The sequence below is a fragment of the Chromatiales bacterium genome (assembly GCA_024234935.1).
Taxonomy (GTDB): Bacteria; Pseudomonadota; Gammaproteobacteria; order Steroidobacterales.
Map to the genome: position 1 here is coordinate 56,088 of JACKNI010000002.1, position 25,316 is coordinate 81,403.

At 63.8% G+C, this 25,316-nt stretch carries 27 protein-coding genes; 17 read left to right on the top strand and 10 right to left on the bottom strand.

The features are described 5' to 3' along the window. The first annotated feature begins 106 nt into the window (after window positions 1-106). Window positions 107-784: a class I SAM-dependent methyltransferase gene (locus tag H6979_05615; GenBank protein ID MCP5139312.1), complete on the top strand. Its 678-nt coding sequence runs from the start codon at window positions 107-109 to the stop codon at window positions 782-784. Then, window positions 781-1,950 (top strand): phosphatidylserine/phosphatidylglycerophosphate/cardiolipin synthase family protein, encoded by a 1,170-nt coding sequence (locus H6979_05620; GenBank protein ID MCP5139313.1) that lies wholly within the window; start codon window positions 781-783, stop codon window positions 1,948-1,950. The genes H6979_05615 and H6979_05620 overlap by 4 nt, the downstream gene beginning before the upstream one ends. Before the next feature lie 15 nt (window positions 1,951-1,965). Here H6979_05620 and H6979_05625 read toward each other — a convergent pair whose 3' ends face one another. Continuing rightward, the gene (locus H6979_05625; GenBank protein MCP5139314.1) at window positions 1,966-2,637 is read right to left on the bottom strand and encodes a nucleotidyltransferase family protein; all 672 of its coding nucleotides are present in this window, start codon (window positions 2,635-2,637) and stop codon (window positions 1,966-1,968) included. Window positions 2,638-2,732: 95 nt separating this feature from the next. On the opposite strand from H6979_05625, the gene lptD reads away from it, so the two are divergent. The 6 genes from lptD to H6979_05655 are packed head-to-tail and all read left to right on the top strand — an operon-like array spanning window position 2,733 to window position 9,411. Then, window positions 2,733-4,940 carry an LPS assembly protein LptD gene (gene lptD, locus H6979_05630; protein MCP5139315.1) on the top strand — a complete coding sequence of 736 codons (2,208 nt, stop codon included), beginning with the start codon at window positions 2,733-2,735 and terminating at the stop codon, window positions 4,938-4,940. A gap of 13 nt (window positions 4,941-4,953) precedes the next feature. Next, window positions 4,954-6,315, top strand: coding sequence for a peptidylprolyl isomerase (locus H6979_05635; protein ID MCP5139316.1), 1,362 nt, complete (start codon window positions 4,954-4,956; stop codon window positions 6,313-6,315). 47 nt (window positions 6,316-6,362) lie between these two features. Further along, a complete protein-coding gene (gene pdxA / locus H6979_05640) occupies window positions 6,363-7,361 on the top strand; it encodes a 4-hydroxythreonine-4-phosphate dehydrogenase PdxA (GenBank protein MCP5139317.1) in 999 nt (332 codons plus the stop codon). Next, a complete protein-coding gene (gene rsmA / locus H6979_05645; GenBank protein MCP5139318.1) occupies window positions 7,358-8,185 on the top strand; it encodes a 16S rRNA (adenine(1518)-N(6)/adenine(1519)-N(6))-dimethyltransferase RsmA in 828 nt (275 codons plus the stop codon). The genes pdxA and rsmA overlap by 4 nt, the downstream gene beginning before the upstream one ends. A gap of 2 nt (window positions 8,186-8,187) precedes the next feature. After that, window positions 8,188-8,574: a Co2+/Mg2+ efflux protein ApaG gene (gene apaG, locus H6979_05650; protein ID MCP5139319.1), complete on the top strand. Its 387-nt coding sequence runs from the start codon at window positions 8,188-8,190 to the stop codon at window positions 8,572-8,574. A gap of 21 nt (window positions 8,575-8,595) precedes the next feature. Further along, window positions 8,596-9,411, top strand: a complete 816-nt coding sequence (locus tag H6979_05655; protein ID MCP5139320.1) for a symmetrical bis(5'-nucleosyl)-tetraphosphatase — start codon at window positions 8,596-8,598, stop codon at window positions 9,409-9,411. Window positions 9,412-9,420: 9 nt separating this feature from the next. Here the strand turns inward: H6979_05655 and H6979_05660 are convergent, their stop codons facing one another. Together H6979_05660 and H6979_05665 are read right to left on the bottom strand one after the other, a co-directional pair. Continuing rightward, window positions 9,421-10,215, bottom strand: a complete 795-nt coding sequence (locus H6979_05660; protein ID MCP5139321.1) for a thymidylate synthase — start codon at window positions 10,213-10,215, stop codon at window positions 9,421-9,423. A 17-nt stretch (window positions 10,216-10,232) separates the two neighbouring features. Next, window positions 10,233-11,054 (bottom strand): prolipoprotein diacylglyceryl transferase, encoded by an 822-nt coding sequence (locus tag H6979_05665; protein ID MCP5139322.1) that lies wholly within the window; start codon window positions 11,052-11,054, stop codon window positions 10,233-10,235. Between the two features lie 188 nt (window positions 11,055-11,242). Here H6979_05665 and H6979_05670 point away from each other — a divergent pair, with 188 nt between their 5' ends. Together H6979_05670 and H6979_05675 are read left to right on the top strand one after the other, a co-directional pair. Then, the gene (locus H6979_05670; GenBank protein ID MCP5139323.1) at window positions 11,243-11,488 is read left to right on the top strand and encodes an Arc family DNA-binding protein; all 246 of its coding nucleotides are present in this window, start codon (window positions 11,243-11,245) and stop codon (window positions 11,486-11,488) included. Continuing rightward, window positions 11,485-11,883: a type II toxin-antitoxin system VapC family toxin gene (locus tag H6979_05675; GenBank protein MCP5139324.1), complete on the top strand. Its 399-nt coding sequence runs from the start codon at window positions 11,485-11,487 to the stop codon at window positions 11,881-11,883. Before H6979_05670 ends, H6979_05675 begins: the two co-directional genes overlap by 4 nt. A gap of 69 nt (window positions 11,884-11,952) precedes the next feature. Here H6979_05675 and H6979_05680 read toward each other — a convergent pair whose 3' ends face one another. Beyond that, a complete protein-coding gene (locus H6979_05680; GenBank protein ID MCP5139325.1) occupies window positions 11,953-12,948 on the bottom strand; it encodes a DUF1838 family protein in 996 nt (331 codons plus the stop codon). 290 nt (window positions 12,949-13,238) lie between these two features. Here H6979_05680 and H6979_05685 point away from each other — a divergent pair, with 290 nt between their 5' ends. The 4 genes from H6979_05685 to hrpB all read left to right on the top strand — a co-directional run bounded on the left by H6979_05685 (window position 13,239) and on the right by hrpB (window position 16,938). After that, a complete protein-coding gene (locus tag H6979_05685; GenBank protein MCP5139326.1) occupies window positions 13,239-13,616 on the top strand; it encodes an XRE family transcriptional regulator in 378 nt (125 codons plus the stop codon). 113 nt (window positions 13,617-13,729) lie between these two features. Continuing rightward, window positions 13,730-13,954: an AbrB/MazE/SpoVT family DNA-binding domain-containing protein gene (locus H6979_05690; GenBank protein MCP5139327.1), complete on the top strand. Its 225-nt coding sequence runs from the start codon at window positions 13,730-13,732 to the stop codon at window positions 13,952-13,954. Window positions 13,955-13,956: 2 nt separating this feature from the next. Continuing rightward, window positions 13,957-14,373, top strand: coding sequence for a type II toxin-antitoxin system VapC family toxin (locus H6979_05695; protein ID MCP5139328.1), 417 nt, complete (start codon window positions 13,957-13,959; stop codon window positions 14,371-14,373). A 33-nt stretch (window positions 14,374-14,406) separates the two neighbouring features. Continuing rightward, on the top strand, window positions 14,407-16,938 hold the full coding sequence (hrpB, locus tag H6979_05700; GenBank protein MCP5139329.1) for an ATP-dependent helicase HrpB: 2,532 nt from the start codon (window positions 14,407-14,409) through the stop codon (window positions 16,936-16,938). A gap of 15 nt (window positions 16,939-16,953) precedes the next feature. Here hrpB and H6979_05705 read toward each other — a convergent pair whose 3' ends face one another. Next, window positions 16,954-17,556, bottom strand: coding sequence for a sel1 repeat family protein (locus H6979_05705; protein ID MCP5139330.1), 603 nt, complete (start codon window positions 17,554-17,556; stop codon window positions 16,954-16,956). A gap of 85 nt (window positions 17,557-17,641) precedes the next feature. Here H6979_05705 and H6979_05710 point away from each other — a divergent pair, with 85 nt between their 5' ends. Both H6979_05710 and H6979_05715 read left to right on the top strand, forming a co-directional pair. Next, window positions 17,642-17,860, top strand: a complete 219-nt coding sequence (locus H6979_05710; protein ID MCP5139331.1) for a hypothetical protein — start codon at window positions 17,642-17,644, stop codon at window positions 17,858-17,860. Window positions 17,861-17,917: 57 nt separating this feature from the next. Next, complete coding sequence (locus H6979_05715; GenBank protein ID MCP5139332.1) at window positions 17,918-18,709, top strand: GntR family transcriptional regulator; 792 nt, start codon at window positions 17,918-17,920, stop codon at window positions 18,707-18,709. 77 nt (window positions 18,710-18,786) lie between these two features. Here the strand turns inward: H6979_05715 and H6979_05720 are convergent, their stop codons facing one another. The 3 genes from H6979_05720 to H6979_05730 are packed head-to-tail and all read right to left on the bottom strand — an operon-like array spanning window position 18,787 to window position 21,477. Next, window positions 18,787-19,800 carry an LLM class flavin-dependent oxidoreductase gene (locus H6979_05720; GenBank protein MCP5139333.1) on the bottom strand — a complete coding sequence of 338 codons (1,014 nt, stop codon included), beginning with the start codon at window positions 19,798-19,800 and terminating at the stop codon, window positions 18,787-18,789. A gap of 47 nt (window positions 19,801-19,847) precedes the next feature. Further along, window positions 19,848-20,390 carry a GNAT family N-acetyltransferase gene (locus tag H6979_05725; protein MCP5139334.1) on the bottom strand — a complete coding sequence of 181 codons (543 nt, stop codon included), beginning with the start codon at window positions 20,388-20,390 and terminating at the stop codon, window positions 19,848-19,850. Window positions 20,391-20,436: 46 nt separating this feature from the next. After that, a complete protein-coding gene (locus H6979_05730) occupies window positions 20,437-21,477 on the bottom strand; it encodes an LLM class flavin-dependent oxidoreductase (protein MCP5139335.1) in 1,041 nt (346 codons plus the stop codon). Between the two features lie 181 nt (window positions 21,478-21,658). Here H6979_05730 and H6979_05735 point away from each other — a divergent pair, with 181 nt between their 5' ends. After that, window positions 21,659-22,825 (top strand): carbohydrate porin, encoded by a 1,167-nt coding sequence (locus tag H6979_05735; GenBank protein MCP5139336.1) that lies wholly within the window; start codon window positions 21,659-21,661, stop codon window positions 22,823-22,825. A 23-nt stretch (window positions 22,826-22,848) separates the two neighbouring features. On the opposite strand, the gene H6979_05740 is transcribed toward H6979_05735, so the two are convergent. Continuing rightward, window positions 22,849-24,069, bottom strand: coding sequence for an ABC transporter permease (locus H6979_05740; protein ID MCP5139337.1), 1,221 nt, complete (start codon window positions 24,067-24,069; stop codon window positions 22,849-22,851). Between the two features lie 19 nt (window positions 24,070-24,088). Then, window positions 24,089-25,312 (bottom strand): ABC transporter permease, encoded by a 1,224-nt coding sequence (locus H6979_05745; protein MCP5139338.1) that lies wholly within the window; start codon window positions 25,310-25,312, stop codon window positions 24,089-24,091. Between the last annotated feature and the right edge of the window lie 4 nt (window positions 25,313-25,316).

Here is a 25,316-nt window from a genome sequence, read left to right on the forward strand (position 1 = left end):
TTCAGCATAGCTGAGGAGCTGCTTTTCGAGGGTGTCATGCGGCAAGGGAAGCGTCCACACAGCAAAAGGCCAACGTCCCCCCGCCCGATCGGGTACTGTGCAATCCATGGTCATCCCGGCTGAAATCCGCAAGGAATACAACCGTCTGGGTGAGCGCAAGGATCTTGCCCATCTGAAGGACTTCGCGCGCTGGGACTTCATCGGCAGCGACGACTGGACGGATCTGTGCCGCCGTACGGCCGATTTCATCGGCGTGGAGGATGGCGATCGCCTGTTCGAAGCCGGCTGCGGGTCGGGTGCCTTTCTGGCCGAGCTGGCTGCGTATCGGACGGTGTCCCTTGCCGGGGTCGATTTCGCGGAAAACCTTGTGAGCATCGCCCGGTCCCGCCTGTCTGGTGACTTCCGGGTGGCTGACATCACCGACCTCTCGTCGGTCGAAGCCTCGAGCTACGACAAGGTGCTGTCACACGGCGTCTTTCTGTACCTCGACTCGGTCGACGCGGCGCGTCGGGCCGTACTCGAGATGGTGCGCATCACGCGGCCGGGCGGCACGGTCTATATCGGTATCGTGAATGATCCGGACCGACACGCCGAATTCGAGCATCCGCCTTCAGGCTCGTTCATCCTGACGCGCTCATTCTGGCGCAACCTTGCCGAACAGGAGGGCCTCACCCTCGCACTGGTCGACCAGGACAGTATCTTCAGCAAGCCGTCCGGCTACGATTGCTACTCGCGCATCCGGTACTCCCTGCTGCTGAAAAAAGCCGTGGTGGCCGAACCATGAGCAGCATCCGGGATCTGACTGCCACCCGTCTGGGCGTCATCACGAATCGTGAGGACGAGTGGTCCCTGCGCATGCTGATGGTCAACAGTGCGCGGCGTTTTCTTGTGCTGACGACGTACTATCTTGGCAACGACGAGCGCGGCCGCAGGATGGCTGACGCCCTGCTGGCCGCAGTGCAGAGAGGCGTGCGCGTCATACTCGTCGTCGATCGCTTCGGGCAGCACCTCGCGCAGAATCTCGGCCGTCCGTCCGGAAATACCGGACTCCAGGAGCGTTTGCGTGATCTCGTCGCCGCCGGCGGGCAGGTCATCCATTACTCGCCGCAATCTCTGAGGCATCGCCTGGTCGGCGGTGGCCTCCACGTGAAGATTCAGGTCTCTGACGGTGGCGTTGCGGTTTTCGGCAGCAGCAACATCGCTCACCACTCCTTCGCCCAGTGGGGCGAAGTTTCACTGAAGCTCGAGGGAGACATCGTAGGGCACCTGCTCCGCGAAGCCTGCCGGTTCGCCCGGCTTTCCGGCGAGGAAACGGCGCGGCTCGCCGGTTTCCTCCCGGTTCCACCCGTATCGGGAACGACCCGGCAGCTGCGCTATGTTCGCGAGGATCCCGCCGAGCGATCAGGCCCGCTGTTCCCGTTCGGCACCGTGCACAACCGGCTCACCGATGAACTTGTGAAACTCGTCGACGGTGCCCGGCAATCGCTGCGCATCGCATCGCTTTACTGCAAACCGGCCCCTGTACTGAAAGCGGCCCTGATGCGTGCCTGCCGGCGCGGAGTCGATGTGGAAATCTTCCATTCCCACCGGGACTCGCTGGGTGTCACCCACTTTCCCTGGATCTCTGCCTCGATCCATTACGAGTCGGCCCTGAACGCCGGTGCCCGCATTTACGAAAACCACGCCGGCGAGCATTCCAAGATACTTCTCGTCGACGATCGGGAGGTCGCCGTTGGCAGCTACAACCTCGAACATGCGGCACATGACCGGCTCGTCGAGGCGATGATTTTTTCCGACGATGCCGGAGTCTGCGGGCATTTCCGCGCGCTGTTCGGGACGATGCGGCGCAACCCGGACAACGCCGCCCTTACAACGAACTGGCTGCGGGAGATTCCCCTGCAACTGCAGGTCAAGCGCTGGCTGTACCGTCCGCTGCAGCGCTGGCTGTAGTTGCCAAAGGGAGCGCTACCCGTTCAGTTCGGAATCCAGCTGGCGCAGGCGCTCCGGCGTGCCGACATCGGTCCAGCGATCCTTGTGGCACTCACCGCTCACCTGACCCTTTGCCGCCGCTGCCCGCAGCAGCGGCGCCAGCGGAAAGCGGCCCGGCTGCACACCATCGAACAGCGCCGGGGCGAGAATCGAAATCCCGGCAAAGGTGAGCTTCGCCGCATTCGCCGCATCCGGAATGACGATCTGTCCGTCGCGCAGAACGAAATCACCGCCCGGATGGTGCGCCGGATTCGGCACCAGCACGAGATGCGCAAGCGTCCCGCCCGGCAGACCGCGTACCGTGAAGGGAAAATCACAGCTGATATCGCCATTCACCACCCAGAACGGCCCGGACCCGAGCAGCGGCAAGGCGTGGTGTATGCCGCCACCGGTCTCAAGCGGCTCCGGACCTTCCTCGCTGAAGCGCAGACGGACGCCATACCGGGCGCCATCGCCCAGGTAGTCGCGCAGCTTCGCGCCCTGCCACGACAGATTGACGACCAGTTCAGTGATCCCGGCGCGCGCCAGCGCCTCGATATGGTAATCGATGAGCGGCTTCCCGCCGGCGCGGAGCAAGGGCTTGGGCATGTCGCTGGTCAGGGGCCGCATCCGCTCGCCACGACCTGCTGCAAGAATGAGTGCACGCATGGCGCAATGGTACGGTGAAAACTGGCCCGACCGCGATGCGCAGCGGGCCGTTATACTTCCGCCCATCGATTCTCGCCTGGCTCTCTGGGGGCACCTTGCGACGTGCACTGCTGATACTGCTGTGGGCTGCTGCCGCCGCAGGTGCTGCTGAACCGGTACCGGTACCCGTACCGGCACCGGTACCGGTACCGGTATACGGCTGCGCCATCCCGGCACCCGAACCGCTGGCGCCACGCACCGATGTCAGCGCTGACATCCTCGATGTGTTGAGCGGTGAGGTAGAGGTCGATCTCAACGGCCCCACGATCTTCAAGGACCGGCTCGTACTCCGGCGCCGCGATATCCAGCTGGGCGCCGACAGCGCGCGCTACGACCGCAGTACCGGTGAGTTCGAGCTCAGCGGCAACATCGATCTGCGCGACCCGGACACCTGGCTGGCCGGCGACTCGGCAAGCTACAACACCGAGAGCGGCCTGTTCAGGATCGACGCGGCGAAATTCGAGCTGTATGCGCTGCCGGCACGCGGTTCGGCCGACAGCATCACGCTGGAAGAAAGCCGGGTGCTGACACTGAAGGACGCAAGCTACACAACCTGCGCGCGCGGCAAGGACGACTGGCTGCTGCGCGCCAGCTCGCTCAGCATCGACCGTGAAACAGGCGTCGGCACGGCGCGCAATGCGCGACTTGAGTTCAAGGGCGTGCCGATACTCTATTCGCCCTGGCTGACCTATCCCGTCGACGGCCGGCGCCGCTCCGGACTGCTGCTGCCGGATTTCGGCAGTGGTGGTCAGCGCGGTGTCGAGGTCGCGGTTCCGTACTACTTCAATCTCGCGCCCGACCACGACGCCACTTTCACGCCACACTACATGTCGAAGCGCGGCCTGCAGGCACAGGGCGAGTTCCGTTACCTGTCGGAAAGTACCAAAGGCACACTCAACGGCGAGTTCCTGCCAGGCGATGACGTCACCGGAGAAGACCGCGCCCTGGTCTACTGGTACAACCAGTCGCAGCTCAACGACCGCTGGCGGGCAACCATCGACGGCACACAGGTCAGCGATTCAGCATATTTCGAGGATCTTGCCACGGGCCTCGGCAGCGCCAGCCAGACCCACCTGCGCCAGCGTGTGGATTTCGAGTACTTCGACAGCACCTGGTCGGCCCTGTTGCGACTGGAGGACTACCAGACCCTCGACGATTCCCTGACTGCGGAGGAGAGGCCGTATCAGCGTCTGCCGCAAGTGGCAGTCAACGGCTATTGGCCCAACAACCCCCTGGGCCTCGAGTACCGGCTGCAATCGGAACTCACTTACTTCAACCGCGACATCGGTACCACGGGCCTGCGCGCCAACCTCCGGCCACAAATCGCCTTGCCGTTGCGCTTCGGCGCCCTGTCTCTGGATTCCGCAGCCGCCTTTGATTACACGGCTTATTCGCTGGACCGGACGGCACCGGGTGCCGCGCAGTCGCCGAGCCGCAGCCTGCCGATCTACAACATCTCGCTCAGCACCCTGCTCGAGCGCGCGTGGGGCAAGGACGGCACATTGCTGCAAACCATAGAACCGCGGCTGCAGTTCGTCCATGTGCCGTACGAGAACCAGAGCGACATGCCGGTCTTCGACACGATCCAGCCCGAATTCGATATCGTGCAGCTGTTTCGTACCAATCGCTATGCAGGCCTCGACCGCCTCGGCGACACCAACAAGCTCAATATCGGCATCACCACCCGCCTGATGCGCTCGGCGGATGGCTCGCAGATACTGACCGCGACGGTCGGCGAAACGCGATACTTCACCGCACAGGACGTCACCTTGCCTGGTGAAATGCCCAGCGACGACAGCACATCCGACTATATCGCCGAGCTGGGCATGAACATCAACAACCGCTGGAACCTGGATCTCGGCTACCAGTGGGATTCCGACGCGAACGTGACCCGCATGGCCGAGGCGCGGGTGATGTACAAGCCGGCTGACAACAAGATCGTCAACCTGTCGTACCGCTTCCGCCGCGACTCGCTGCGCGAAATCGACATCACGGGCACCTGGCCGATCGCGGCACGCTGGAGTTTTGTCGGCCGCTACGACTACTCCCTGCTCGACAACCAGGTGCTGGAGAGCTTCTTCGGACTGGAGTACTCGACCTGCTGCTGGGGTCTGCGGCTTGTTACCCAGCGCAACCTGACCAGCCGCGACGGCAATTCGGACACCACCATCACGCTGCAGCTGCTGCTGAAGGGCTTTGGCAGCCCCGACAGCCGTCCGGAACGGCTGATCGACCGTGGTACTCTTGGCTACGATCGTTACTGAAACCGGCGTTTTCATGTTCCAGCAACTGCATTTCCACCCGGCCTCGACCGGGTTCAGTGCCACATTCCTGAACCGCCTGCCGGCCCTGCTGGCCAGCTTGGTGCTGGGGCTGATGCCGGTATCCGGCGTTCTGGCGCAAAGCCGCGAACTGAGCAGCAGCGGTGAGTTGCTTGATGGCATCGCCGCAATCGTGAATGACGGCGTGGTACTGAAGAGCGAACTGCAGCTCGAAACCCGGCGCATCACCGAGCGACTCAGGGCCCAGAATACCCAGCTGCCCCCGACCGACGTGCTGATCCGTCAGGTCCTCGACAGGCTGATCATCCAGCAGCTCCAGCTGCAGCGTGCCGAAAAAGTAGGCATCAAGGTTTCCGACGAAACGCTCAACCAGGCACTGGCCACCATTGCCGCGCGCAACAACGTTTCGCTCGGCGAACTGCCGAACGTGCTGGCGCGCGAGGGCGTCGACTACAGCGCCTACCGCCAGGAACTGCGACAGCAGATCACCATCGACCAGCTCCGGCAACGCGATGTCCTGCAGCGGATTGCGGTTTCGCCGCGCGAGGTGGATGCGTTTCTGGCCCGTCAGGCAGGCAAGGCCAATCTGCGCGAGGACTTCCTGATCTCGCACATCCTCATACCCGTTTCAGCCAGTGCGCAGCCGGATGAAATCGAGAAGGCCCGGAAACTTGCCGACGAGCTGCACACGCGCATCCTCGCCGGGGAAAATTTTGCCAAGCTGGCACTGACCTACTCCAGCGGCCAGCAGGCCCTCGAAGGCGGCAGCCTCGGCTGGCTCAAGGGCAGCGAGTTGCCGAGCATCTTTGCAGACATCGTACCGGGCCTGCCCAAGGGCGGCGTCTCCGAGCCGATCCGCAATGCGAGCGGTTTCCACCTGATCCGCCTGGACGACCGGCGCGGCGGCGAGCCGGTCATGGAAGAACAGACCCATGCACGCCACATCCTGATGACCACCAATGAGGTGCAGGATGACGATACGGTCCGCCAGAAGCTCACCGAGATCCGCCGGCGCATCCTCGGCGGCGAGGATTTTTCGGCAGTCGCCAAGGTTGTATCCGAAGACCCGCAATCGGCCGTCGAAGGTGGCGACCTCGGCTGGACTGCCCCGGGAAATTTTGTACCCGAGTTCGAGAAGGTCATGGGCGCCCTGCAGATCGACGAGATCAGCGAACCCTTCAAGACGCAGTTCGGCTGGCACATCGTGCAGGTGCTGGAACGCCGGACTTACGATGCGACCGCCGACAAGCAACGCCAGCAGGCCGTACTCGCCATTCGCAACAGCAAGCTCGGTGACGAAGCAGAACTCTGGACGCGCCGCCTGCGCGACGAGGCTTTTGTCGAAGTCCGGATCTAGCCTGCTCCGGCTGCCGGAAAATGCCGGTCATGGCACCTGGAACCCCGATGAGCACAGTGCTGCCACGTATCGCCATCACCTGCGGTGAACCTGCCGGCATCGGTCCCGAGCTGGTGCTCTCGCTCGCCAACCAGGCCTGGCCCGCTGAACTTGTCGTGTTCGGCGACCTGAAGCTCCTGACGGCGCGGGCGGGAATGCTGGGACAGCAGCTTGAGCTGGTGCCCTGGACAGGCAGTGGTGCGACACCAGAAGCGGCCCGGCCCGGTCGCCTGCCGGTCGCTGACCTCCCGTTGCGCGCACCCTCGGCACCTGGCCATCCGGATCCGCGCAACAGTCCCTGGGTACTCGAGCTGCTCAAGCGGGCGAGCGCCGGTTGCCGGCTGAGGCAGTTCAGCGCGATGGTCACGGCACCGGTACACAAGGCGGTGATCAACGATGCAGGCATTCCGTTTACCGGACACACGGAATTTCTTGCGGATCTCACCTCCACACCCAGGCCGGTCATGCTGCTGGTCGCCGGTGAACTGCGCGTGGCGCTCGTGACCACGCACCTGCCGCTGCATGCGGTACCGGCGGCCATCACCCGGGCACTGGTGGAAAGCACCGGGCGCATACTCGACAGCGGCCTGCGCAAGCTGTTCGGTATCCGGCAGCCGCGCATCGTCGCGCTGGGCCTGAATCCGCACGCGGGCGAATCCGGGCACCTGGGCACTGAAGAACAGCGGGAAATCTCGCCGGCACTGGCGGCACTGCGCAAGGAAGGCCTGGCCATCAGCGGACCGGTACCCGCCGATACTGCCTTCGTGGACCGCAACCTTGCCGGCGTCGATGCCATACTCGCCATGTATCACGATCAGGGTTTGCCGGTACTCAAGCATCACGGCTTTGGCCGCGCGGTAAATGTGACGCTCGGCTTGCCGATCATCCGCACTTCGGTGGATCACGGCACGGCCTTCGAGCTGGCCGGCACCGGTCGCGCCGATGCGGGCAGCCTGCGTGCAGCGGTGAAGCTCGCCATCGAGATGGCCGCCCGTCAGCAATCATGACCAGGCCGCAGCCGCGGAAGCGCTTCGGGCAGCACTTCCTCAATGACGGCAACATCATCCGCAAGATCATTGCGAATATCGCACCCGCAGCGACAGATCACTTCGTTGAAATCGGCCCCGGCGAGGGTGCGATCACCCTGCCGTTGCTGGCAAGCGGCGCGCGGCTCGATGCGATCGAGATCGACCGCGATCTGGCCCGCGAGTTGCCCGGCCGGGTCCGGACCGGGCGCTGCACCGTACACTGCGCCGATGCCCTGGCTTTCGATTTCAGCAGCCTTGCAGCACCGGGCGAGAAGCTGCGCCTGGTCGGCAACCTGCCCTACAACATCTCGACGCCGCTGCTCTTTCATTTCCTGCAATTCGGCAGCATCTGGCGGGATCTGCATGTGATGCTGCAGAAGGAAGTCGGCGAACGCATCGCCGCCGACCCCGGCAACAAGACCTATGGCCGGCTGACCGTGGCGCTCGCCTTGCGTTGCCGCATCGAACAGCTGTTCGGCATCAGTCCGGGCAGCTTCAGGCCCCCGCCGCAGGTGGATTCGGTGTTCCTGCGCCTGGTTCCACACCCCGTGGCACTGGCCGATCCCGATACCCTGTCCATCGCCGACCAGCTGGTCGCTGCCGCCTTCGGCATGCGCCGCAAGCGGCTCAGCAATGGCCTGCGTGGCCTGGCGACGACGGCCGAGATCGGCGCAGCCGGCATCGATCCGGGGCTGCGCCCCGAACAGCTGCCGCCCGCCGACTGGCTGCAGCTCGGCAGATTCATGGCCGGCCTGAAGCCCGGACTTGCCAAGCACGGGAGCCCTCTCCCAGAATGGCCATGAACATGACCGCAAATACCAGCACAACCAGCCTCAAGATCACCGTGGAAACCCACTACCTCGCCGATCAGTCCGAACCTGAGAGCGAGCGTTATGTGTTTGCCTACACGATCACCATCCAGAACACCGGTGCCGTGCCGGCCCGCCTGCTGGACCGCCACTGGATCATCACCGATGCCAACGGCAAGGTGCAGCAAGTGCGTGGCGATGGCGTAGTGGGCGAACAGCCCACCATCATGCCCGGACAGCGACACCGCTACTCCAGCGGCGCGGTGATCGAAACTCCGGTCGGCACCATGGAAGGCAGCTACGGCATGCGCAGCGATGACGGTGCGCAGTTTCGTGCCGACATCCCGTGTTTCCGGCTCGCGGTACCCGGCGTCCTGCACTGATCCGCCACGCTCACGACGCGCATGGCGATTTATGCAGTCGGCGATGTCCAGGGTTGCTGTGACGAACTCGAAGCGCTGATCCACAACCTGCACATCGACCCCCGGCAGGATGAACTGCTGTTCGTCGGCGACCTGGTCAATCGCGGCCCGAAGTCGCTGCAGACCCTGCGCCTGGTGCGGTCGCTCGGCAGCCAGGCCACCGTGGTACTCGGCAACCATGATTTGCATCTGATCGCGCTGGCCTTCGGCAACCAGGCGCGCGCCAAAGACCGGGAACTCAGGGACATTCTCCAGGCGCCGGATGGCGAGGAACTCGTAAGCTGGCTGCGCAATCGGCCGATGGCGGTTTACAGACCGGAACTCAATACCCTGCTGGTACATGCCGGCGTACCACCGCAATGGGATCCGCTGCTCACCATCAAGCTGGCCCGCGAAGTGGAACAGACCCTGCGCGGCCCGGGCTGCGCGAACTTCATGCGCGGCCTGTACGGCGACGAGCCGGCGCGCTGGTCACCAACCCTGACCGGCCAGGATCGCCTGCGCTTCATCACCAACGGCCTGACCCGCATCCGTTACTGCCGTGCAGACGGCAGCCTCGATCTCGTCGAGAATGGTCCGCCCGGCACACAGCCTGCGGAACTCATCCCGTGGTTCGATCTGCCCGGCCGACAGACTGCGATGGTGCGCATCGTGTTTGGCCACTGGGCTTCGCTCGGACTCCTGCAGCGTGACAAGCTGCTCGGCATCGATACCGGCTGCGTATGGGGACGCAGGCTCACGGCTGTGCGGCTCGACGGGCCGGCAAAAACCGTCAGCGTGCCGCGTGGCGCGGATTGAGAGCAGCGCTCAGACGGCGACGGGCGCCTTGATATGCGGGTGGCAGGCGTAGTCCTCGATCCCGATATCCTCGTAGCGATAATCGAACAGCGTGTCGGGTTTGCGCTTCAGCACCAGACGCGGCAGCGGCAGTGGCGTGCGACGGAGCTGCTCATCCGCCTGTTCCAGATGATTCAGGTAGAGATGGCAGTCACCGCCGGTCCAGATGAACTCGCCGGGCTGCAATCCGGTTTGTTCCGCGACCAGACAGGTCAGCAGTGCATATGAGGCGATGTTGAAGGGCACGCCGAGGAAGATATCCGCGCTGCGCTGATAGAGCTGGCAGGACAAGCGGCCCTCCGCCACCCAGAACTGGAACAGCGCATGGCAGGGCGCCAGCGCCATCTTCGGCAATTCCGCGACATTCCAGGCGCTGACGATCAGCCGCCGCGAATCCGGATTGCTGCGCAGCTCGCCGAGTACCTGGCTGATCTGGTCGATATGGCTGCCGTCGGGTGCCGGCCAGGAACGCCACTGTGCGCCGTACACCGGGCCGAGATCGCCGTGCTCGTCAGCCCACTCATCCCAGATACCCACGCCGTTTTCGCGCAGGTACGCGATGTTGGTATCGCCCTGCAGAAACCACAGCAGTTCGTGAATGATCGAGCGCAGATGCAGTTTCTTGGTCGTGACCATCGGGAAGCCGGCCGCCAGGTCGAAACGCATCTGGTATCCGAACACCGACAGCGTACCGGTGCCGGTGCGGTCGTCCTTGCGCACACCGTGCTCGCGCACATGGCGCATCATGTCCAGATACTGCTGCAGAGCGAGACTCCCCCGGTTCAGCGCACTGCCGTGTCCGGCCCGCGCAGGGCCAGCATCAGCATGACGAGCCCGGCCAGCACCATCGGCAACGAAAGCACCTGGCCCATGGTCAGCCAGCCAAAGGCCAGATAGCCGATGTGTGCGTCGGGCAGACGGATGAACTCAATGCCGAACCGGAATAACCCGTAGCCGAGCAGGAACAGCGCCGACACCGACATCAGCGGCCGGGGCCGCGCCGACCAGATCCACAGGATCAGGAACAGCGCCAGGCCTTCCAGCCCTGCCTCATAGAGCTGCGAGGCATGGCGCGCCTGACCGTCCACGATCAGCGCCCAGGGCACCGTCGTCGGTGCGCCCCAGAGTTCACCGTTGATGAAGTTGCCGATACGGCCCGCACCGAGCCCGATCGGCACCAGCGGCGCGATGAAATCGGTGAGCCGGAAGAAACGGCAATCGAGCTTGCGTGCATACAGCCACATGGCGACCAGCACGCCGATGAAGCCGCCGTGGAAGGACATGCCGCCTTCCCAGATGCGCAGGATGTTGAGCGGGTTATCGAGGATCTGGTCGAAACCGTAGAACAGCATGTAACCGATCCGGCCACCGAGAATCACGCCGCAGGCGGCGTAAAAGATCAGGTCATCGACCTGCAGCGGGGTGACCGGAGAATCCGCGCGCTGCGCCCGGCGGCGCGCCAGGATCCAGGCGCCGAGAAAGCCGACCAGGTAGGTGATGCCATACCAGCGCACGGCCAGCGGGCCGAAGTGCGTGCCCCAGGGCAGGTTGAATTCGAGGGGAATCCGGAACGCGATCGGATCGAAGTGAGGGTAACTGAGCATGGACGCAAGTCTAGCGCAGCGCAGTGCCGGAGTGTCGGCGGAGCGCGTCGGCATGCAAACAGAATCTGCCGGTTACTCCCGGTTTTCGTGCGAGACAAACACCCTGGGGACATGAGCAAATACGTCTTGACGATAATCTGCGGTCGCAACCATACTGGTTCCATAATGGTTCCAGAAGGATTGCGGCAATGGCCATGACCATAACCCTGAAGAACATACCTGACGATATCTACAACAGCCTGAAGAGTGCTGCGGAAGCTCATCATCGCAGCCTCAACAGCGAGGTTATCGCCTGCCTGGAACGGGTACTGCTGCCAGCAAGAATCGGCAATGAAGCGCACCTCGCACAGGCGCGCCAGATCCGGGATGAACTCAAGGGCAGGAAGTTCAAGTCTGCCGACATCAGAAAGGCAACCGGACAGGGGCGCCCGTGATCGTCGTTGACAGCAATGTAGTGGTATATCTATACCTGCCCACGGAACTGACCTCGCATGCTGAAAAACTGCTGGGCGTCGACCCGGAGTGGGTAGCTCCGAGGCTATGGCGCAGTGAAATGCGCAACGTGCTCGGCCTGTATATCCGGAAAAAAGCCATTACGCTCGAGCAGGCTTACCGCATACAGGCATCAGCAGAAGCCCTGCTTGCCGATCGCGAATTCGACGTGCCGTCTCACGATGTACTGCGCCTGGTGAGCCAGAGTCCCTGCTCCGCATATGACTGCGAATTCGTTGCTCTCGCCAGGCGACTGGGCACGAAACTGGTCACTGCCGACCAGAAGATCCTGAAAGCCTTTGCTGATACGGCCGTATCGCTGACAGTCGCCGCCTGACGGTCCGTTGCCGCCGCGATGAGCGAAGCAGCGCGATGCGGTACTCCCGCATCGCGCCTGAAGGCGCTCCTACTTCGGCGGCAGCGGCGTGCTCTCCTTCGCATACACGCTGAAGCTCGAGTCATTCTTGCTGCCCCAACTGCTTGCCGGCGGTGCCTGGAAGAATTCGGGCAGGCGTTCCTCGGTGATCCTGCGCAGGCCGGCCGGCAACTGGTCGATGCCGGACAGCTTGGTCATGAAGGTGCGAAACAGCAGTGAGCCATCGGCCTGCCCCTGGCGCATCCACGGCAACCATGGGCCGACACGCGTCCAGGTACCGGAGTAGTCGGCACTCGTCGTGGCCGGATTCTCCACCTCGGCAAGACTGGCGAAGCGCTGGAATATTTCGGCGATGCGCAACACCTTGCCGGCGGACTCGCGCGGCCACTTCTCTGGCGTCAGTTCACTCGGGAATGCCGTGTGTACCTCGAAGGTCGAGAACAGCTTGTCGCCGAAAGTCTCCCAGCCGAGCCGCAGCGGGACCGCCATCAGCTTGCCGTCGAAGTCCATTTCAATCGCGGTACCGAACTTCTCGCTGACGATCAGGTGTGCGTTCACCGTAAGGTTGTGAATCGGCTTCACATCGCAGACTTCCTTCGTGTACGGATTGGTCCACTTGTCGATGAACTCGCCCGTCTTTAGGTCCTTGTAGAAAGCGCATTCGCGGTTGAACACCTTGAAGGAGCCGTCCGGCTGTACCTCGGTGCGCACCACCCCGAAACCCTCCACGCCGATCAGCGGCATCAGCGGCCGGTTGCGCTGCGTGTCACCGAAGATCGTGCCACCAAACCAGCCCGGGGTTTCCTTCACCGGATCCAGGTCCCCGGTCAACTTGATGAAGGTGCGCAGGCTCTGTGCCGGATCCTTCAGATCCACCGGCACACGCTCCGCTTTCGCCTTCTGCAGACCGCCCGACCCCGCGCAGGCACTCAGCAGCAACCCGCCCCCGGCCATGCTGCCGGCCATCAGCATCGAGCCCAGCGCGTCACGCCGGGTGTGCGGCTTGTTCATCCAGTTGCTGTCCATCTTTTTTCTCCTTTGTGGGCGCGGAAGGAAGGGGATGCGCCCCTTTCCCGAGGTTCCTCAAAGGGTAGCGTCACCCTTGCCGGCTTTCTACTTCCAGACGCACTGCGGATGACCATTCCCCGGCAAGGGACGCTTCAGCCTGTTGGGCCTGCAAATAGAAACTGTTGATTGCGGGCAATTTATCCATGGGACAGGTTCCGCACCGTCATGAGGAAATATATCCCAGCCCCTTGACTGAATATCCCAGAATAAGGATAGTCGTGTCGCGTAGATTGAGCACAAGAAACGCCATGGTCCAATCGAAACCCAAGCAAGCCAAAGTCGAGTGGGGATCGGGCAATGTCTTTGCCGATCTGGGGCTGCCTGGCGCAGGCGAACTGCAGCATAAAGCGCGACTCGGTGTACTGATCCATCAGTCGATCCGTGAGCAGGGCCTGTCGCAAATCCAGGCAGCTCGCGTACTCGGGGTCAATCAGCCAAAGATCTCGGCATTGATGAACGGCAAAATGGACGGATTCTCACTGGAGCGATTGTTGACTTTCCTGAATGCACTGGGCCACGACGTGAAACTGACTATCGGGCGTCGGACTACATCGCACAAAGCGGGACGACTGCTTATCGCCGCTGCGGAGCCTTATAGCAGCGCACGGCAACGAGATCGGCACTGAGCAGGAGCATCTTCAAACGCAATCGATAATGAAGAACGCCAACCTATTTTCGTTACCGGATTCACAAGTATGTATAGACTCTCGCGTATATACTTCGTGATGGAGGCACACACATGAAAACTGCAAAGGTCTTTAAACATGGCAATAGTCAGGCGGTGCGTCTCCCTAAGGAATTTCGCCTCTCGGAGGATGAAGTCGAAATTCGCCGCGAAGGTGAAGCCATTGTGCTGCTGCCAAAATTGTCAGCCCGCTGGCGCCATGTACGTGCCTGTCTGGGAAAATTCAAAGGTGAGTTTGAACGCAAGCAACCCCTGAAGCCTGAGCAGCGCGATTGGTAAACATGGCCTACCTGCTGGACACCGATACCTGCATCTATCTGCTTACCGGTAATCAGCCCACATATCAGCAAAATATTCTCGCCAGGCTGGATGCATTGCCACGCAATGAGCGTCCGGTGATTTCCACCATCACTTTGTCTGAACTGCGATTCGGCATACACAAAAGCCGCTGGCGTAAAGCCAATCAGACCTTACTGGAGAAGTTTCTCCTGGATTTCAACGTACATGCGTATAGCGCAGATGCGACTGTTTTTTACGGCGAATTGCGCACCGATCTGGAAAAACGCGGACAACCCATTGGCCCCATGGACATGATGATCGCCGCCCACGCGCTGTCACTGGATGCAACACTGGTGACCCACAATACCCGGGAATTTGCCAGGGTAAAGGGGCTGCGGATTGCGGATTGGGCGGATTGAGGACGTTGGAAGCTGCTGCGGTAATCCCCCCTGATAAATGTCCCCGCACAGCCTACTCTGCCCATCACCACCGCACTCCCCGAGCTCGCGGCAGCCCTGTCGCGCACCGGTCTCGCCGTCCTGCAGGCGCCACCCGGTGCGGGCAAGAGCACCGGCGTGCCGCTTGCGCTGCTCGATGCGCCGTGGCTTGCCGGTCAGCGGATGCTGGTGCTCGAACCACGGCGGCTGGCGGCGCGCGCGGTGGCGAACCGCATGGCAAGCCTGCTCGGTGAAAGCGTGGGCGAAACGGTCGGTTACCGGATGCGGCTGGATACCAAAGTCGGTCCACGCACGCGCATCGAAGTCGTCACCGAGGGCATCCTGACCCGGCAACTGCAGCGCGACCCGGCGCTCGAGGGCGTGGGCCTGGTGATCTTCGACGAGTTTCACGAACGCAGCCTGCAGGCGGACCTCGGTCTCGCACTGACGCTGGATGCGCGCCGCCAATTGCGGCCACAGCTGCGCCTGCTGGTGATGTCGGCCACGCTGGATGGTGCGGCGGTCGCAAGCCTGCTCGACGATGCACCGCTGATCGCTTCGCCGGGCCTCTCCTTTCCGGTTGAAACGCGCTACGCCGAACGCGACAGCAGTGACTACCTCGACCGCCAGGTCGCGGCAGCGATCCATCGCGCGCTGCGCGACGATGCAGGCGACCTGCTGGTATTCCTGCCCGGTGCTGGCGAAATCCGGCGCGTGGAAAGCCTGCTCAGTGGCAACATCGATGCACAGCTGCACCCGCTCTACGGCGACCTGCCCCGCGAAGCACAGGACCGGGCAATCCAGCCGGCGCCGGCCGGACAGCGCAAGGTGGTACTCGCCACCAACATCGCGGAGACCAGCCTGACCATCGAAGGCGTGCGCGTGGTGATCGACACCGGCCTCGAACGCCGCAACCAGTTCGACCCGCGCAGCGGCATGAACCGGCTGGAAACCGTGCAGATCTCGCTGGCCTCGGCCGATCAGCGGCGCGGCCGCGCCGGACGACTGGCGCCCGGTGTGTGCTACCGGCTGTGGACCGAAGCACGGCAGCGCAGCCTTGCCGCGCACACGCCGGCCGAGATCGTCAGCGCAGATCTCGCATCGCTGGCGCTGGAACTCGCCTGCTGGGGCACACACGACGCAGCCGAACTGTCCTGGCTGACGCCGCCGCCGGCGGGCCCACTGGCACAGGCCCGCGAACTGCTGCAAACACTCGGCGCGCTGGACGGCGAGGAACGCATCACGGCACACGGTCGGGAGATGCACCGGCTCGGCACGCATCCGCGCCTCGCGCATCTGCTGCTGTGCGCGCAGGCAGCCGGCATAGCCAGCACCGGTTGCGCACTGGCCGCACTGCTCGGTGAGCGCGACATTTTGCGCACGCGACCGAATGAACGCGACGCCGATCTGCGCACGCGGCTGGAACTCATCGCACGCCAGGCGGATGGCATCGGGCACCCGGATGCCGACCGGCACGCGCTCCGCCAGGTACAGCGCAGTGCCGAGAGCCTTGCCCGTCAGCTCGGGCTGCGTGGCCAGCCCGCAGCCATGGACGTGCATGAAGCCGGCTGGCTGCTGGCCAGCGCTTATCCCGATCGCATCGGCCGCGCACGCACGCCGGGCTCGGGCCGCTATCAGCTCAGCAACGGGCGCGGCGCCTTCTTCGCCGAACCACAGTCGCTGGCGAGCAGCCAGTTTCTGGTGGTTGCGGAACTCGATGCCGGCGAACGCGAGGCGCGGATCTTCAGCGCCGTGCCGCTCCGCCTGAACGATATCGAGCAGCACTTCGGTGATGCGATACAGAACACCGAACGCGTGTACTGGGACGAGCGCGAGCAGGCGGTGCTCGCGCGGCGGCAGCAAAATCTCGGCCAGCTGATCCTGAGCGATGTGATCTGGCCGGATCCGGATCGTGCGCAAATCGGCGTCGCGATGCTCGAAGGCATCCGCAGCATGGGACTCGATTCCCTGCCCTGGAATACGGAACTCCGGCAGTGGCAGGCGCGCGTCTGCCTGAGTCGGGATGCACAGCCGGATACGACGCCGCCGTGGCCGGATGTCAGCGATGCAACACTGCTCGCCACACTCGAAAGCTGGCTGCTGCCGTGGCTCGATGGTATTTCCCGGCGCACGCACCTTGCGCGTCTCGATCTGCGTGCAGCCCTTTACAGCCTGCTGAACTGGCAACAGCAGCAACGGCTTGATGAATTCGCACCCACCCATCTCGTGGTACCGAGCGGCTCGAGAATCGCCATCGACTACCTGGATGGGCCGATACCCAGCCTGTCGGTGCGCCTGCAGGAAGTCTTCGGCCTGCGCGAAACCCCACGCGTCGCTGGCGGACGGATCGGCGTGCTGCTCAAGCTGCTGTCACCGGCACGCCGGCCGGTGCAGGTCACGCGCGACCTCGAGAGTTTCTGGAAAATCACCTACCACGAGGTGCGCAAGGAACTGAAAGGCCGCTACCCGAAACACTATTGGCCCGAAGATCCACACCAGGCCGAACCCACGCGGCGCGCACGGCCACCATCTCGAGGTCGAAACTGAAAAACCCTCTCGTGCCTACACCGACAGCCGATGCATGAACTCCGCCACGGCAGCCTGGCTCCGCGCGAGCTGTTCCCGCGACAGTTTGCCGGTGAGGATTTCCAGGTTCTGTTGCGCCGAAGGATGTCCCTGCATTGCTGCCAGCGTCCACCATTGGCAAACCTCGCCCAGGTCCGGCTCTCCCGCGGTACCGTTGTACAGCAGCGCACCGAGATTGAACTGTGCCTTGGGGTGATTCAGCTTCGCTGCCAGGCGGAAACACTGCAGGGCCGCAGCGTCGTTCTGCGCAACACCCGAGCCATTGAGATACATCAAGCCCAGGTTGACCTGCGCATCGGCATTTCCCTGCTCCGCCGCGCGCCGGTACCAATCCGCGGCGACGGCCTCGTCCTGCACCACGCCGTCGCCGCTGTCGTACATCAGGCCGAGATGCAGCTGCGCATCCGCATGCCCCTGGCCGGCGGCCAACCGGTACCAGCGGGCGGCGGCTGCCGGGTCGCGGCCCTCGCCCTCCGTGTTGTCGTATCCGAGCGCCAGTTCGTACTGCGCCAGCGCGTCGCCGGCCGAGGCGGATTCAAGCAGCTTGTCCATACCGGCAACATTGTAGCGACGACTCACACCGCTGATGCGCTGCCGAACGCCCGGCGCATACCGTGACCGGCCTCTGGTGCGCGATTTCCGCCGCAGGCGTAAAGTTCGGGGCATGACCAGCCTGCGCGAAGAAGTGGAAAGCCTGCTGCCCAACTGGCGCAGCTGGTATCCGAGCCTGTTCGACGCCGCCGTCGACCTCGGCGTCATCCGCGCGCGTGTCTGCGACCCCAACTCACTGCTGCTCTCGAACCGCCACGCCAGCGTCCGCGCCGAAGCCGCACAGGCCCACCGCGAGCGCTGGGAAGCGACGGAGAACCCGCCCGAGGAATAGCGACCGTATGGTGCACCCTGTACCATCGACAGCACCTATGCGCAGGGAAGGACTCGCATGAGACAAACTGCCGCACGGCGCAAGCTCGGCTCGGGCGAGCGCACCGTGACACCGCTCTACCACCAGGTGTACCTGGCGCTGCGACAGAAGATTCTCAACGGTGAGTGCGATCCGAAAATCGCCCTGCCCGGCGAGCATCAGCTGGCGGCCCAGTATGGCGTGTCACGCGTCACCGTCCGGCGCACGCTGGAGGCCCTGGAGCTGGAAGGACTTGTGAACCGGCGGCGCGGTGTGGGTACCTTTCCCGTCGCGCAGGCGGCCGAGCGACAGGAACGCTACAACATCGGCGGCCTCACGGACGAGGCGGCGAGGCAGGCCGGCGAAACGCGGGCGACGACGATTTCCATAGCGGTCATCGCCACGCCGACGGAAGTTGCCGCGCACTTCGGGCCCGGTCACAAGGAAATCACACGCATCGTGCGGCGGCGCACCGCCGGTCGCGAGCCCTATACGGTGATGAGTGCCTATCTGCCACAACCGGTCGCCGCCATGCTCGGTACCGAGGCGCTGCAATCGGACTCGCTGCCCATGGCGCTGGAGCAGGCGGGCATCACGCTGATGCGCGCCGAACACATGATCACCGCGACGGTGGCCGACGACCTCAGCGCCACGCAGTTGCAGGTTCCCGTCGGCGCGCCCCTGATTGCGATGCGCACCCTGTTCAGCGATGCAAACGAAGCCCCGGTGGCGCTGATCGAAGCCCTGTTCCGGCCAGACCGCTACGAATACCGCACCACGCTCCTGCGCCGGGGCAGCGGCAAGGAGCGGCGCTGGCAGGCGGCTTACTGAGCTGCGGAATCAGCCGGCAGGAGCGGTCTGGGCCGCGATTCCAATTTCTGGCCACAAGATCGCGGCTGAAGAAACGCCTACGAAGCGTACTTCGGCACCACGTGCTCGCCGATCAGGCTGATCGCCTCGGCCGGATTGTCGTGCAGGCGGAAGCAGAGCTCGTTGACGCCGGCAGCACCGAAGGCATCCAGTTCGGGCAGCTTCGACGGCAGTTCGTCGATGCTGCCGGTCAGGCTCAGGTTATCGACCAGCCGGTTGACCAGTTCTTCCGGCACCCCGTCGACGACGCCGCTGCGGCCGAGGTAGGCCTTGAAAAAGGCGCCCTTGTTCTGCACGACGAAATCGGCTTCATCCTCGCTCAGGAATGACTCCAGGTACCAGGGCTCGAGCCAGCCACGCAGCAAGAGTTCGCGCCGCGCCTCACGCAGCGCGTCCTCGCGATTCCGCTTGAAGTGCCAGGCCCAGATATTGCTGATACGGTATCCCTCGACGGGCCGTCCCGCCGCCTGCAGCACTTCGCGCACGGCATCCGTGGTCTTCTGCACGAGGCCTCGCGGCATGTCGCTGTACATCACTCCGTCACCGGCCGCGACCGTCGCGCGCAGCATCTGTTCGCGGTTGGCGCCGGCATACACCAGCGGCGCAGCCTGGGTGGCGTACTTCGGCTGGTAACCGAACACCTTGAATACCTTGCCATGATAGGCGAGCGGCTTGCCGGCCGAGGCCTGCTTGATGATCTCGATCGACTCGCGCACGGCGGTAACCCGCTTGTCGGCCTTCATGCCCAGGCGCAGCATCCACTCGCCACCACCACCGATGACAAGCCCGGCCCGGCCCTTGGCATATTCGTTCAGGGTGAAGAGCGCGTTGGCCATCTTGACCGGGTGCATCTCGTAGGAACTGACGATGCAGACACCAAGCCGGACCTTGCTGGTGGCAAGGATTGCCGGCACCAGCGACAGGAAGGCATCGGGGCTCGACAGGTAGTTCTGCAGCCACATGGTCTGGATACCAGCCCGCTCGCAGAGTTTCGCCAGCTCGACGAGCTGGTCAGGCGTCTGGTCCGGCTCAAGCAGCACATCGATTTTCATGATCAGCCCCGGCGTGTTGTGAATACATGTATTGTATATCATACATGTCAGTGTGGGGTACTGCGCCAGAGGGGCTGGCTGGTTGGCGCTTCGATCGCGTAGACGAGCATGCTGCGGCCATCCGGCTCGATTTCCTCGCCGGCGCAATGCATGCCGGCCCGCTCGACCGCACGGCAGGAGGCGATGTTGCCGGGCGCCACCGTGGCCACCATGCGTGGCAGACGGCGCTTCGAGAACCCGTATTCGAGCAGGGCCGGAATCAGCTCACCGGCGAGTCCCTGCCGCCACCATTGCGGCCGCAAGGCATAGATGATTTCCGGATCTGCGCGGCGCGGCGCAGACACGATTCCCGCGTAGCCGGCCATCTGCGCCTCGCCCTTGACGAACACTGCCCAGGCGCCATGACCCTTGCCGGCGTAATCGCGCAGCGACACACCGATCCACTCTTCGCAGCGCGCGAGATCCAGCGTGGTGCCATCACCAACCTGACGCATCGTGCGCCGGTTCCCGCAGATCCCTTGCAGCGCCGGTGCATCTGTCAGGCTGAACTCGCGAACCACGAGTCGCGGTGTCTGCAGGATCACGGACATTTGTCGGTCCACCGCAGCACAACCGCAAGCCAGGCGGGGATACCGCTCAGTCCGGCGGCAGGTGCGGAATCACGTGCTTGGCAATCAGCCGAATCGCATCGGCAGGATCGTCATGCAGCCTGAAGCAGAGTTCCTGGACACCGGCGGCATGGAATGCCAGCAATTCAGGCATGCGACTTTCCAGTTCGTCCGGTGTTCCGGTAATGCTGAAGTTGTGCAGCAAGGTGTCAACCAGTTGTTCCGGCACCCCCTCGATTACACCATCACGGTTGCGGTATGCCTTGAAGAAGGCGCTCTTGTTCTTCTCCACAAAATCGCAATCTTCCGGCGACAGAAAGGATTCGAGATACCAGCGATCCAGCAGGCCGCGCAACAGCAGTTCGCGTCGCGCTTCGGTCAGTGCCACCTGTCGATCAGCCTTGACATGCCAGGCCCAGATATTGCTGACCCGGTAGCCTTCCGCCGGGCGGCCCTTGTCGGCAAGCGCCGCATAAGTCTGGCGGACTGTCTCCGCAACCCGTCCGCGCGGCATGTCGCTGTACATCACGCCATCCGCCGCCGGCGCCGTTGCGCGCAACATCTGCGGCTGGTTGGCACCCGCATAGATCAGCGGCGGCATGCCAGGTGCACCGGCCACGCTGCCGGGTGCGCCGAATTTCGGTCGATAGCCCCAGACCTTCCAGATCTCCCCCGGATAGCTGAGGCTCTTGCCGGAGCACCCGGCGCGCACCAGCTCGATCGCTTCACGCACCGCACGCACCCGCCGCGGCGTTTCAAAGCCGAGGCGCGCCGGCCACTCACCGCCGCCGCCGATGACGAGCCGCGCCCGCCCGGCGCTGAGTTCATGCAGGGTCAGCACCGCATTGGCCATCTTGACCGGATGCATTTCCCAGGGACTGATGACGCACACACCGAGACCGACGCGGCTGGTGGCCAGCGCAGCCGGCACCAGGGACATGAAGGGATCACGGCAGGACACGTAGTTCTGCAACCACATGGTCTGGATGCCGGAACGCTCGCAGAGCTGTGCCAGCTCGGTCAGCTGTGCGGCGGTCTGGTCTGGCTCAAGCAATACATCTACACGCATGGGTCGCTCCGGTGGCGTAACAGGGAAGACATGTGTGGTCACGATGGTACATTGTGCCGGTCAGTCGCCGTCCTGAGCTGATCTGGATCAGTTCAGGCCCTCCAGCATCCGGAGCCTGGTATTCGTCATGTGTCGTGCCACCCCGATCAACCGCCAAACCCGGGCAATCGTCGCCCTCGTCATGATCGCTACCCTGTCGTCAGCGGTCGCTGAGGCCAACTGCGCTCATCCCGGCTGCAACGGCATTCACTTCTCGGCTGCCTATACCGGCGACCTGGTTCGCAACATGACCGGCGGCATCCGGTCCGGCAACAGCTATATCGACAACGTCGATCTGCAACTGTCCGCCGACCGCGGCAGCATCTTCGGTATTCCGGGCCTGTCGGGCCTCGTCTATGTCCTGCACAACAACGGTGCCGATTTCAGCGAGAAGTATGTCGGCGATGCACAGGTCGTCAGCAATATCGATGGCGGGCCCGACGCCTGGCGCCTCTACGAGGCCTGGCTCGACTGGGCACCGGATGCCGGCACGATCTCGGCCCGACTGGGTCTCTACGACCTGAACACGGAGTTCGACGCCATCGAGACCGCCGGCCTGTTTCTGAACGGTGCGCAGGGCATGGGTACCGATTTTGGCCAGACCGGCGAGAACGGCCCGTCCATCTTTCCGGTCACCTCGCTGGCCTTGCGGCTGCATGTCGCGAGCGGGAACGGTGCTTATGGCCAGGTCGCTGTCCTTGATGGCGTGCCCGGGGACCCCGACGACCCGTCGAGCAACGAAATCGATCTCTCGCGTGATGATGGTGCACTGCTCGTGATCGAAGCTGGCTGGAGCGGCGGCGACTGGCGCAAGCTGGCGATCGGCGCATGGCAATACACGGCCACCTTCGACACCCTGGTGGGCACCGATGACGAGGATCTGCCCCTGCGGCGAAACGGCAACGCGGGCATCTACGGCATTGCCGACCGGACCCTCTGGCGCGGCGAATCGGCGACCGTCGCCGGCTTTCTGCGCCTGGGTCATGCGGCCGGGCGTTTCAACCAGTTTGATACCTACCTCGGCACCGGTGCGACGCTGACGGGGTTCTGGCCTGCGCGCGCAGATGATGAAATCGGCCTCGCCATCGCCGCCACCATGACCAGCGACGACTACCGCGAAGCACAGCGCCTCGCCGGCGCCGACGCGGACCACCATGAAACGAACATCGAACTCACCTGGCGCGCACCGGTTACCGACTGGCTGACGCTGCAACCGGGTGTCCAGTACATCGTCAACCCGGGCGCCGACGCTCAGCTCGGCAATGCAGTCGTCGCCATGCTGCGCTTCGAGCTGAGCTGGTCCCTGTAAACCGGGGTCAGGCCGCAAATCTGCTATTCGTGGCGCAGGGCCACGATGGGATCCATGCGCGCAGCCCGGATTGCCGGCCAGCTGGCAAAGACAAAGTTGAGCACCACGGCCATGCCGAGCGCGAGCAGGGCATTGTCCAGATCGAAGACAAAGGGCAGTTCCGCCTGGTTGGCAGCAAGTCGCGAAGCCAGCCACCCGGCACCGAGACCGGAGCCGGCACCGATCATCGCCAGCGTGCTGGCCTCGAAAGCAAACTGGAAGAACACGTCCCGTCGCCTGGCACCGAGTGCGCGGCGAGTGCCGATCTCGCGCGTCCGGTCGCGCACGGCGATCCAGGCAATGGCGAGTACCCCGAGCCCCGACACCACCAGCCCGCTGAAGCCGATCCAGCGAACCAGAAAGCCCAGCCGGCTGGCGGCCGCCAGCTGCGTCTCGATCAGCTCCTGCTGGCTGCCCACGGAGAAATCATCGGGCCGGAATGGCGAGATCCGGTGGCGGACCCGCAGCAGCGCGGTCACATCAGCAGCAACACGCGCCATGTCATGCGATTCCTTCACGTCGAGCAGAATCGACCGGTAGTGATCCAGATTGAGCAGGCGGCGCATGGCTGTCGTCAGCGGCACATACACCTGCTGGTCTTCGTTGATGACGTCGAGCCCCTGGCCACGCTCGGCGAGCACGCCAGCCACTTCAAAGGGCACACGATTGATGAACAGCCGTTCGCCAAGCGGATCCCGATCACCGTACAGATCCCGGGCCACCTGCCAGCCCAGCAATACCACCCGGGCCGAGCGGCGCACATCCTCGGCCTGGAAATATTCACCGCTCGCCAGCGCCCATGACTTGATGGAAAAAAAATCCGGTTCCACACCCAGCACCGGCGCAACCTTCGACAGGTAGCCGGCCTTGAGACGCAACCCCGAACTGACCATTGCCGAGGAGCGTGCGATGCCATCCACATCGCGACGCAGGGCCAGATAGTCGGCCTCGGTGAGCGTCGTCACGATGGTGCCGGTACGGGCACGCCCACCGACGCTCCTGCTCTGCCCGGCATTGATCACCAGCAGCCTGGTGCCGAGCTGCTGTATGCGGCCGAGAACCTGCTGCCTGCCACCCGAGGCATAGTTCACCGAGGTAACGGCACCGGCCACGCCGAGCGCCGCACAGCAGATCACCAGCATGGAACGCAGCCGGTAACGCCAGATCTGGCGGAGTCCGCCGCGCATCAGGTGGCGCCATGTCATCCACACCGCATGAATACCCTCAGGAGCGCAGTGCCTCGATCGGATCGATATTCGCGGCTCGCCATGCCGGCTGCAGTCCAAACACCAGGCCGATGCCGGCCGACAGCAGCACCGAGCCCCCCACCGCACTCCACATGATTGCCGGCGACAGTTCGCCGAGCATGGTGATGAGCAGCGTAATGGCAACCCCGATCAGCACGCCGACGATGCCGCCAAGCACGGCAACCGCTGCGGCTTCGATCAGGAACTGCACCATGATGTCGCGTCGGCTCGCACCGACTGCGCGCCGGATACCGATCTCCCGGCGGCGCTCGGACACCGCGATGAGCATGAGACTCATGATCACCGTACCGCCGATCAGCGTGGCAATCACCGCCACACCGACCAGCACCTTGGAGAGCGTGGAACCGACTTCGGTGACCTGCGTCACCTGGGCCGCCGGACTGCTGACGCGGAAATCGTCGTCAGCTGGCGGAATGATGCCGTGCCGCTCGCGCAGCAGCGCGCTGATATCGGCAATCGCCCTTTCCGACTGTGTCGGATCCCTGAGCTGCGCGATCACCGCAGTCAGGTAATCGCGATTGAAAAGTCGCCTGGATGCCGTGGTCACCGGAATGACGATGGTGTTGTCCATGCTCGCACCGCCGGGCCCGACGCCGCGCGACGCCAGTATGCCCTGGACCTGAAACGGAACGTCGGCGATGCGCAGCGTCTGACCGAGCGGGTTTTCGCCGGCAAACAGATCGTTCACCACGTCCTGGCCGATCACCGCGACGCGTGCCAGGGAGGCCACATCGTCCGGCGTAATGCCCCTGCCGGCGGCAATCTCCTCGCCCCGCACCTCGGTCCAGTTGGACGCCACACCGATCACCGAGGGACTGGTGGCCTTGTCGCGATATTTCACATCGAGGTCGATGGCAAACTGCATTTCCGATACCTGCCGCACCGCCGGGATCTCGGCCGCGATGGCAGCAGCGTCGGCAAACTTGAGCACCGGCTCGACCGTGGCCAGCGACGGCATGCCGCGGGTGCTGGCACCGCCCGGCTCGATGATCACCATGTCGAAGGTACCGAGCATGCGCTTGAAGCGGCGCATGGTTTCCTGCCTTGTCGCTTCGCCGACCGACGCGAGCGCCGTCAGCGAGGCGATACCGACCGTAACGCCGAGCATCATCAGGAAGCTGCGCAGCCGGTTGCGCGACAGGCTGAGCAGCGCGAGCTTTGTGGTTTTTGCCAGGTTCATTGCA

What these genes read in the sequence shown, in the direction of transcription:
- H6979_05710 (MCP5139331.1), top strand. Translation starts at nt 17,642, where the DNA reads ATGACCAGCCTGCGCGAAGAAGTGGAAAGCCTGCTGCCCAACTGGCGC.
- H6979_05685 (MCP5139326.1), top strand. Translation starts at nt 13,239, where the DNA reads ATGGTCCAATCGAAACCCAAGCAAGCCAAAGTCGAGTGGGGATCGGGC.
- H6979_05620 (MCP5139313.1), top strand. Translation starts at nt 781, where the DNA reads ATGAGCAGCATCCGGGATCTGACTGCCACCCGTCTGGGCGTCATCACG.
- pdxA (MCP5139317.1), top strand. Translation starts at nt 6,363, where the DNA reads ATGAGCACAGTGCTGCCACGTATCGCCATCACCTGCGGTGAACCTGCC.
- H6979_05720 (MCP5139333.1), bottom strand. Translation starts at nt 19,800, where the DNA reads ATGAAAATCGATGTGCTGCTTGAGCCGGACCAGACGCCTGACCAGCTC.
- H6979_05725 (MCP5139334.1), bottom strand. Translation starts at nt 20,390, where the DNA reads ATGTCCGTGATCCTGCAGACACCGCGACTCGTGGTTCGCGAGTTCAGC.
- H6979_05715 (MCP5139332.1), top strand. Translation starts at nt 17,918, where the DNA reads ATGAGACAAACTGCCGCACGGCGCAAGCTCGGCTCGGGCGAGCGCACC.
- H6979_05740 (MCP5139337.1), bottom strand. Translation starts at nt 24,069, where the DNA reads ATGACATGGCGCCACCTGATGCGCGGCGGACTCCGCCAGATCTGGCGT.
- H6979_05665 (MCP5139322.1), bottom strand. Translation starts at nt 11,054, where the DNA reads ATGCTCAGTTACCCTCACTTCGATCCGATCGCGTTCCGGATTCCCCTC.
- rsmA (MCP5139318.1), top strand. Translation starts at nt 7,358, where the DNA reads ATGACCAGGCCGCAGCCGCGGAAGCGCTTCGGGCAGCACTTCCTCAAT.
- H6979_05615 (MCP5139312.1), top strand. Translation starts at nt 107, where the DNA reads ATGGTCATCCCGGCTGAAATCCGCAAGGAATACAACCGTCTGGGTGAG.
- H6979_05670 (MCP5139323.1), top strand. Translation starts at nt 11,243, where the DNA reads ATGGCCATGACCATAACCCTGAAGAACATACCTGACGATATCTACAAC.
- apaG (MCP5139319.1), top strand. Translation starts at nt 8,188, where the DNA reads ATGACCGCAAATACCAGCACAACCAGCCTCAAGATCACCGTGGAAACC.
- H6979_05730 (MCP5139335.1), bottom strand. Translation starts at nt 21,477, where the DNA reads ATGCGTGTAGATGTATTGCTTGAGCCAGACCAGACCGCCGCACAGCTG.
- H6979_05695 (MCP5139328.1), top strand. Translation starts at nt 13,957, where the DNA reads ATGGCCTACCTGCTGGACACCGATACCTGCATCTATCTGCTTACCGGT.
- H6979_05635 (MCP5139316.1), top strand. Translation starts at nt 4,954, where the DNA reads ATGTTCCAGCAACTGCATTTCCACCCGGCCTCGACCGGGTTCAGTGCC.
- H6979_05625 (MCP5139314.1), bottom strand. Translation starts at nt 2,637, where the DNA reads ATGCGTGCACTCATTCTTGCAGCAGGTCGTGGCGAGCGGATGCGGCCC.
- H6979_05735 (MCP5139336.1), top strand. Translation starts at nt 21,659, where the DNA reads ATGATCGCTACCCTGTCGTCAGCGGTCGCTGAGGCCAACTGCGCTCAT.
- H6979_05745 (MCP5139338.1), bottom strand. Translation starts at nt 25,312, where the DNA reads ATGAACCTGGCAAAAACCACAAAGCTCGCGCTGCTCAGCCTGTCGCGC.
- H6979_05680 (MCP5139325.1), bottom strand. Translation starts at nt 12,948, where the DNA reads ATGGACAGCAACTGGATGAACAAGCCGCACACCCGGCGTGACGCGCTG.
- H6979_05655 (MCP5139320.1), top strand. Translation starts at nt 8,596, where the DNA reads ATGGCGATTTATGCAGTCGGCGATGTCCAGGGTTGCTGTGACGAACTC.
- H6979_05690 (MCP5139327.1), top strand. Translation starts at nt 13,730, where the DNA reads ATGAAAACTGCAAAGGTCTTTAAACATGGCAATAGTCAGGCGGTGCGT.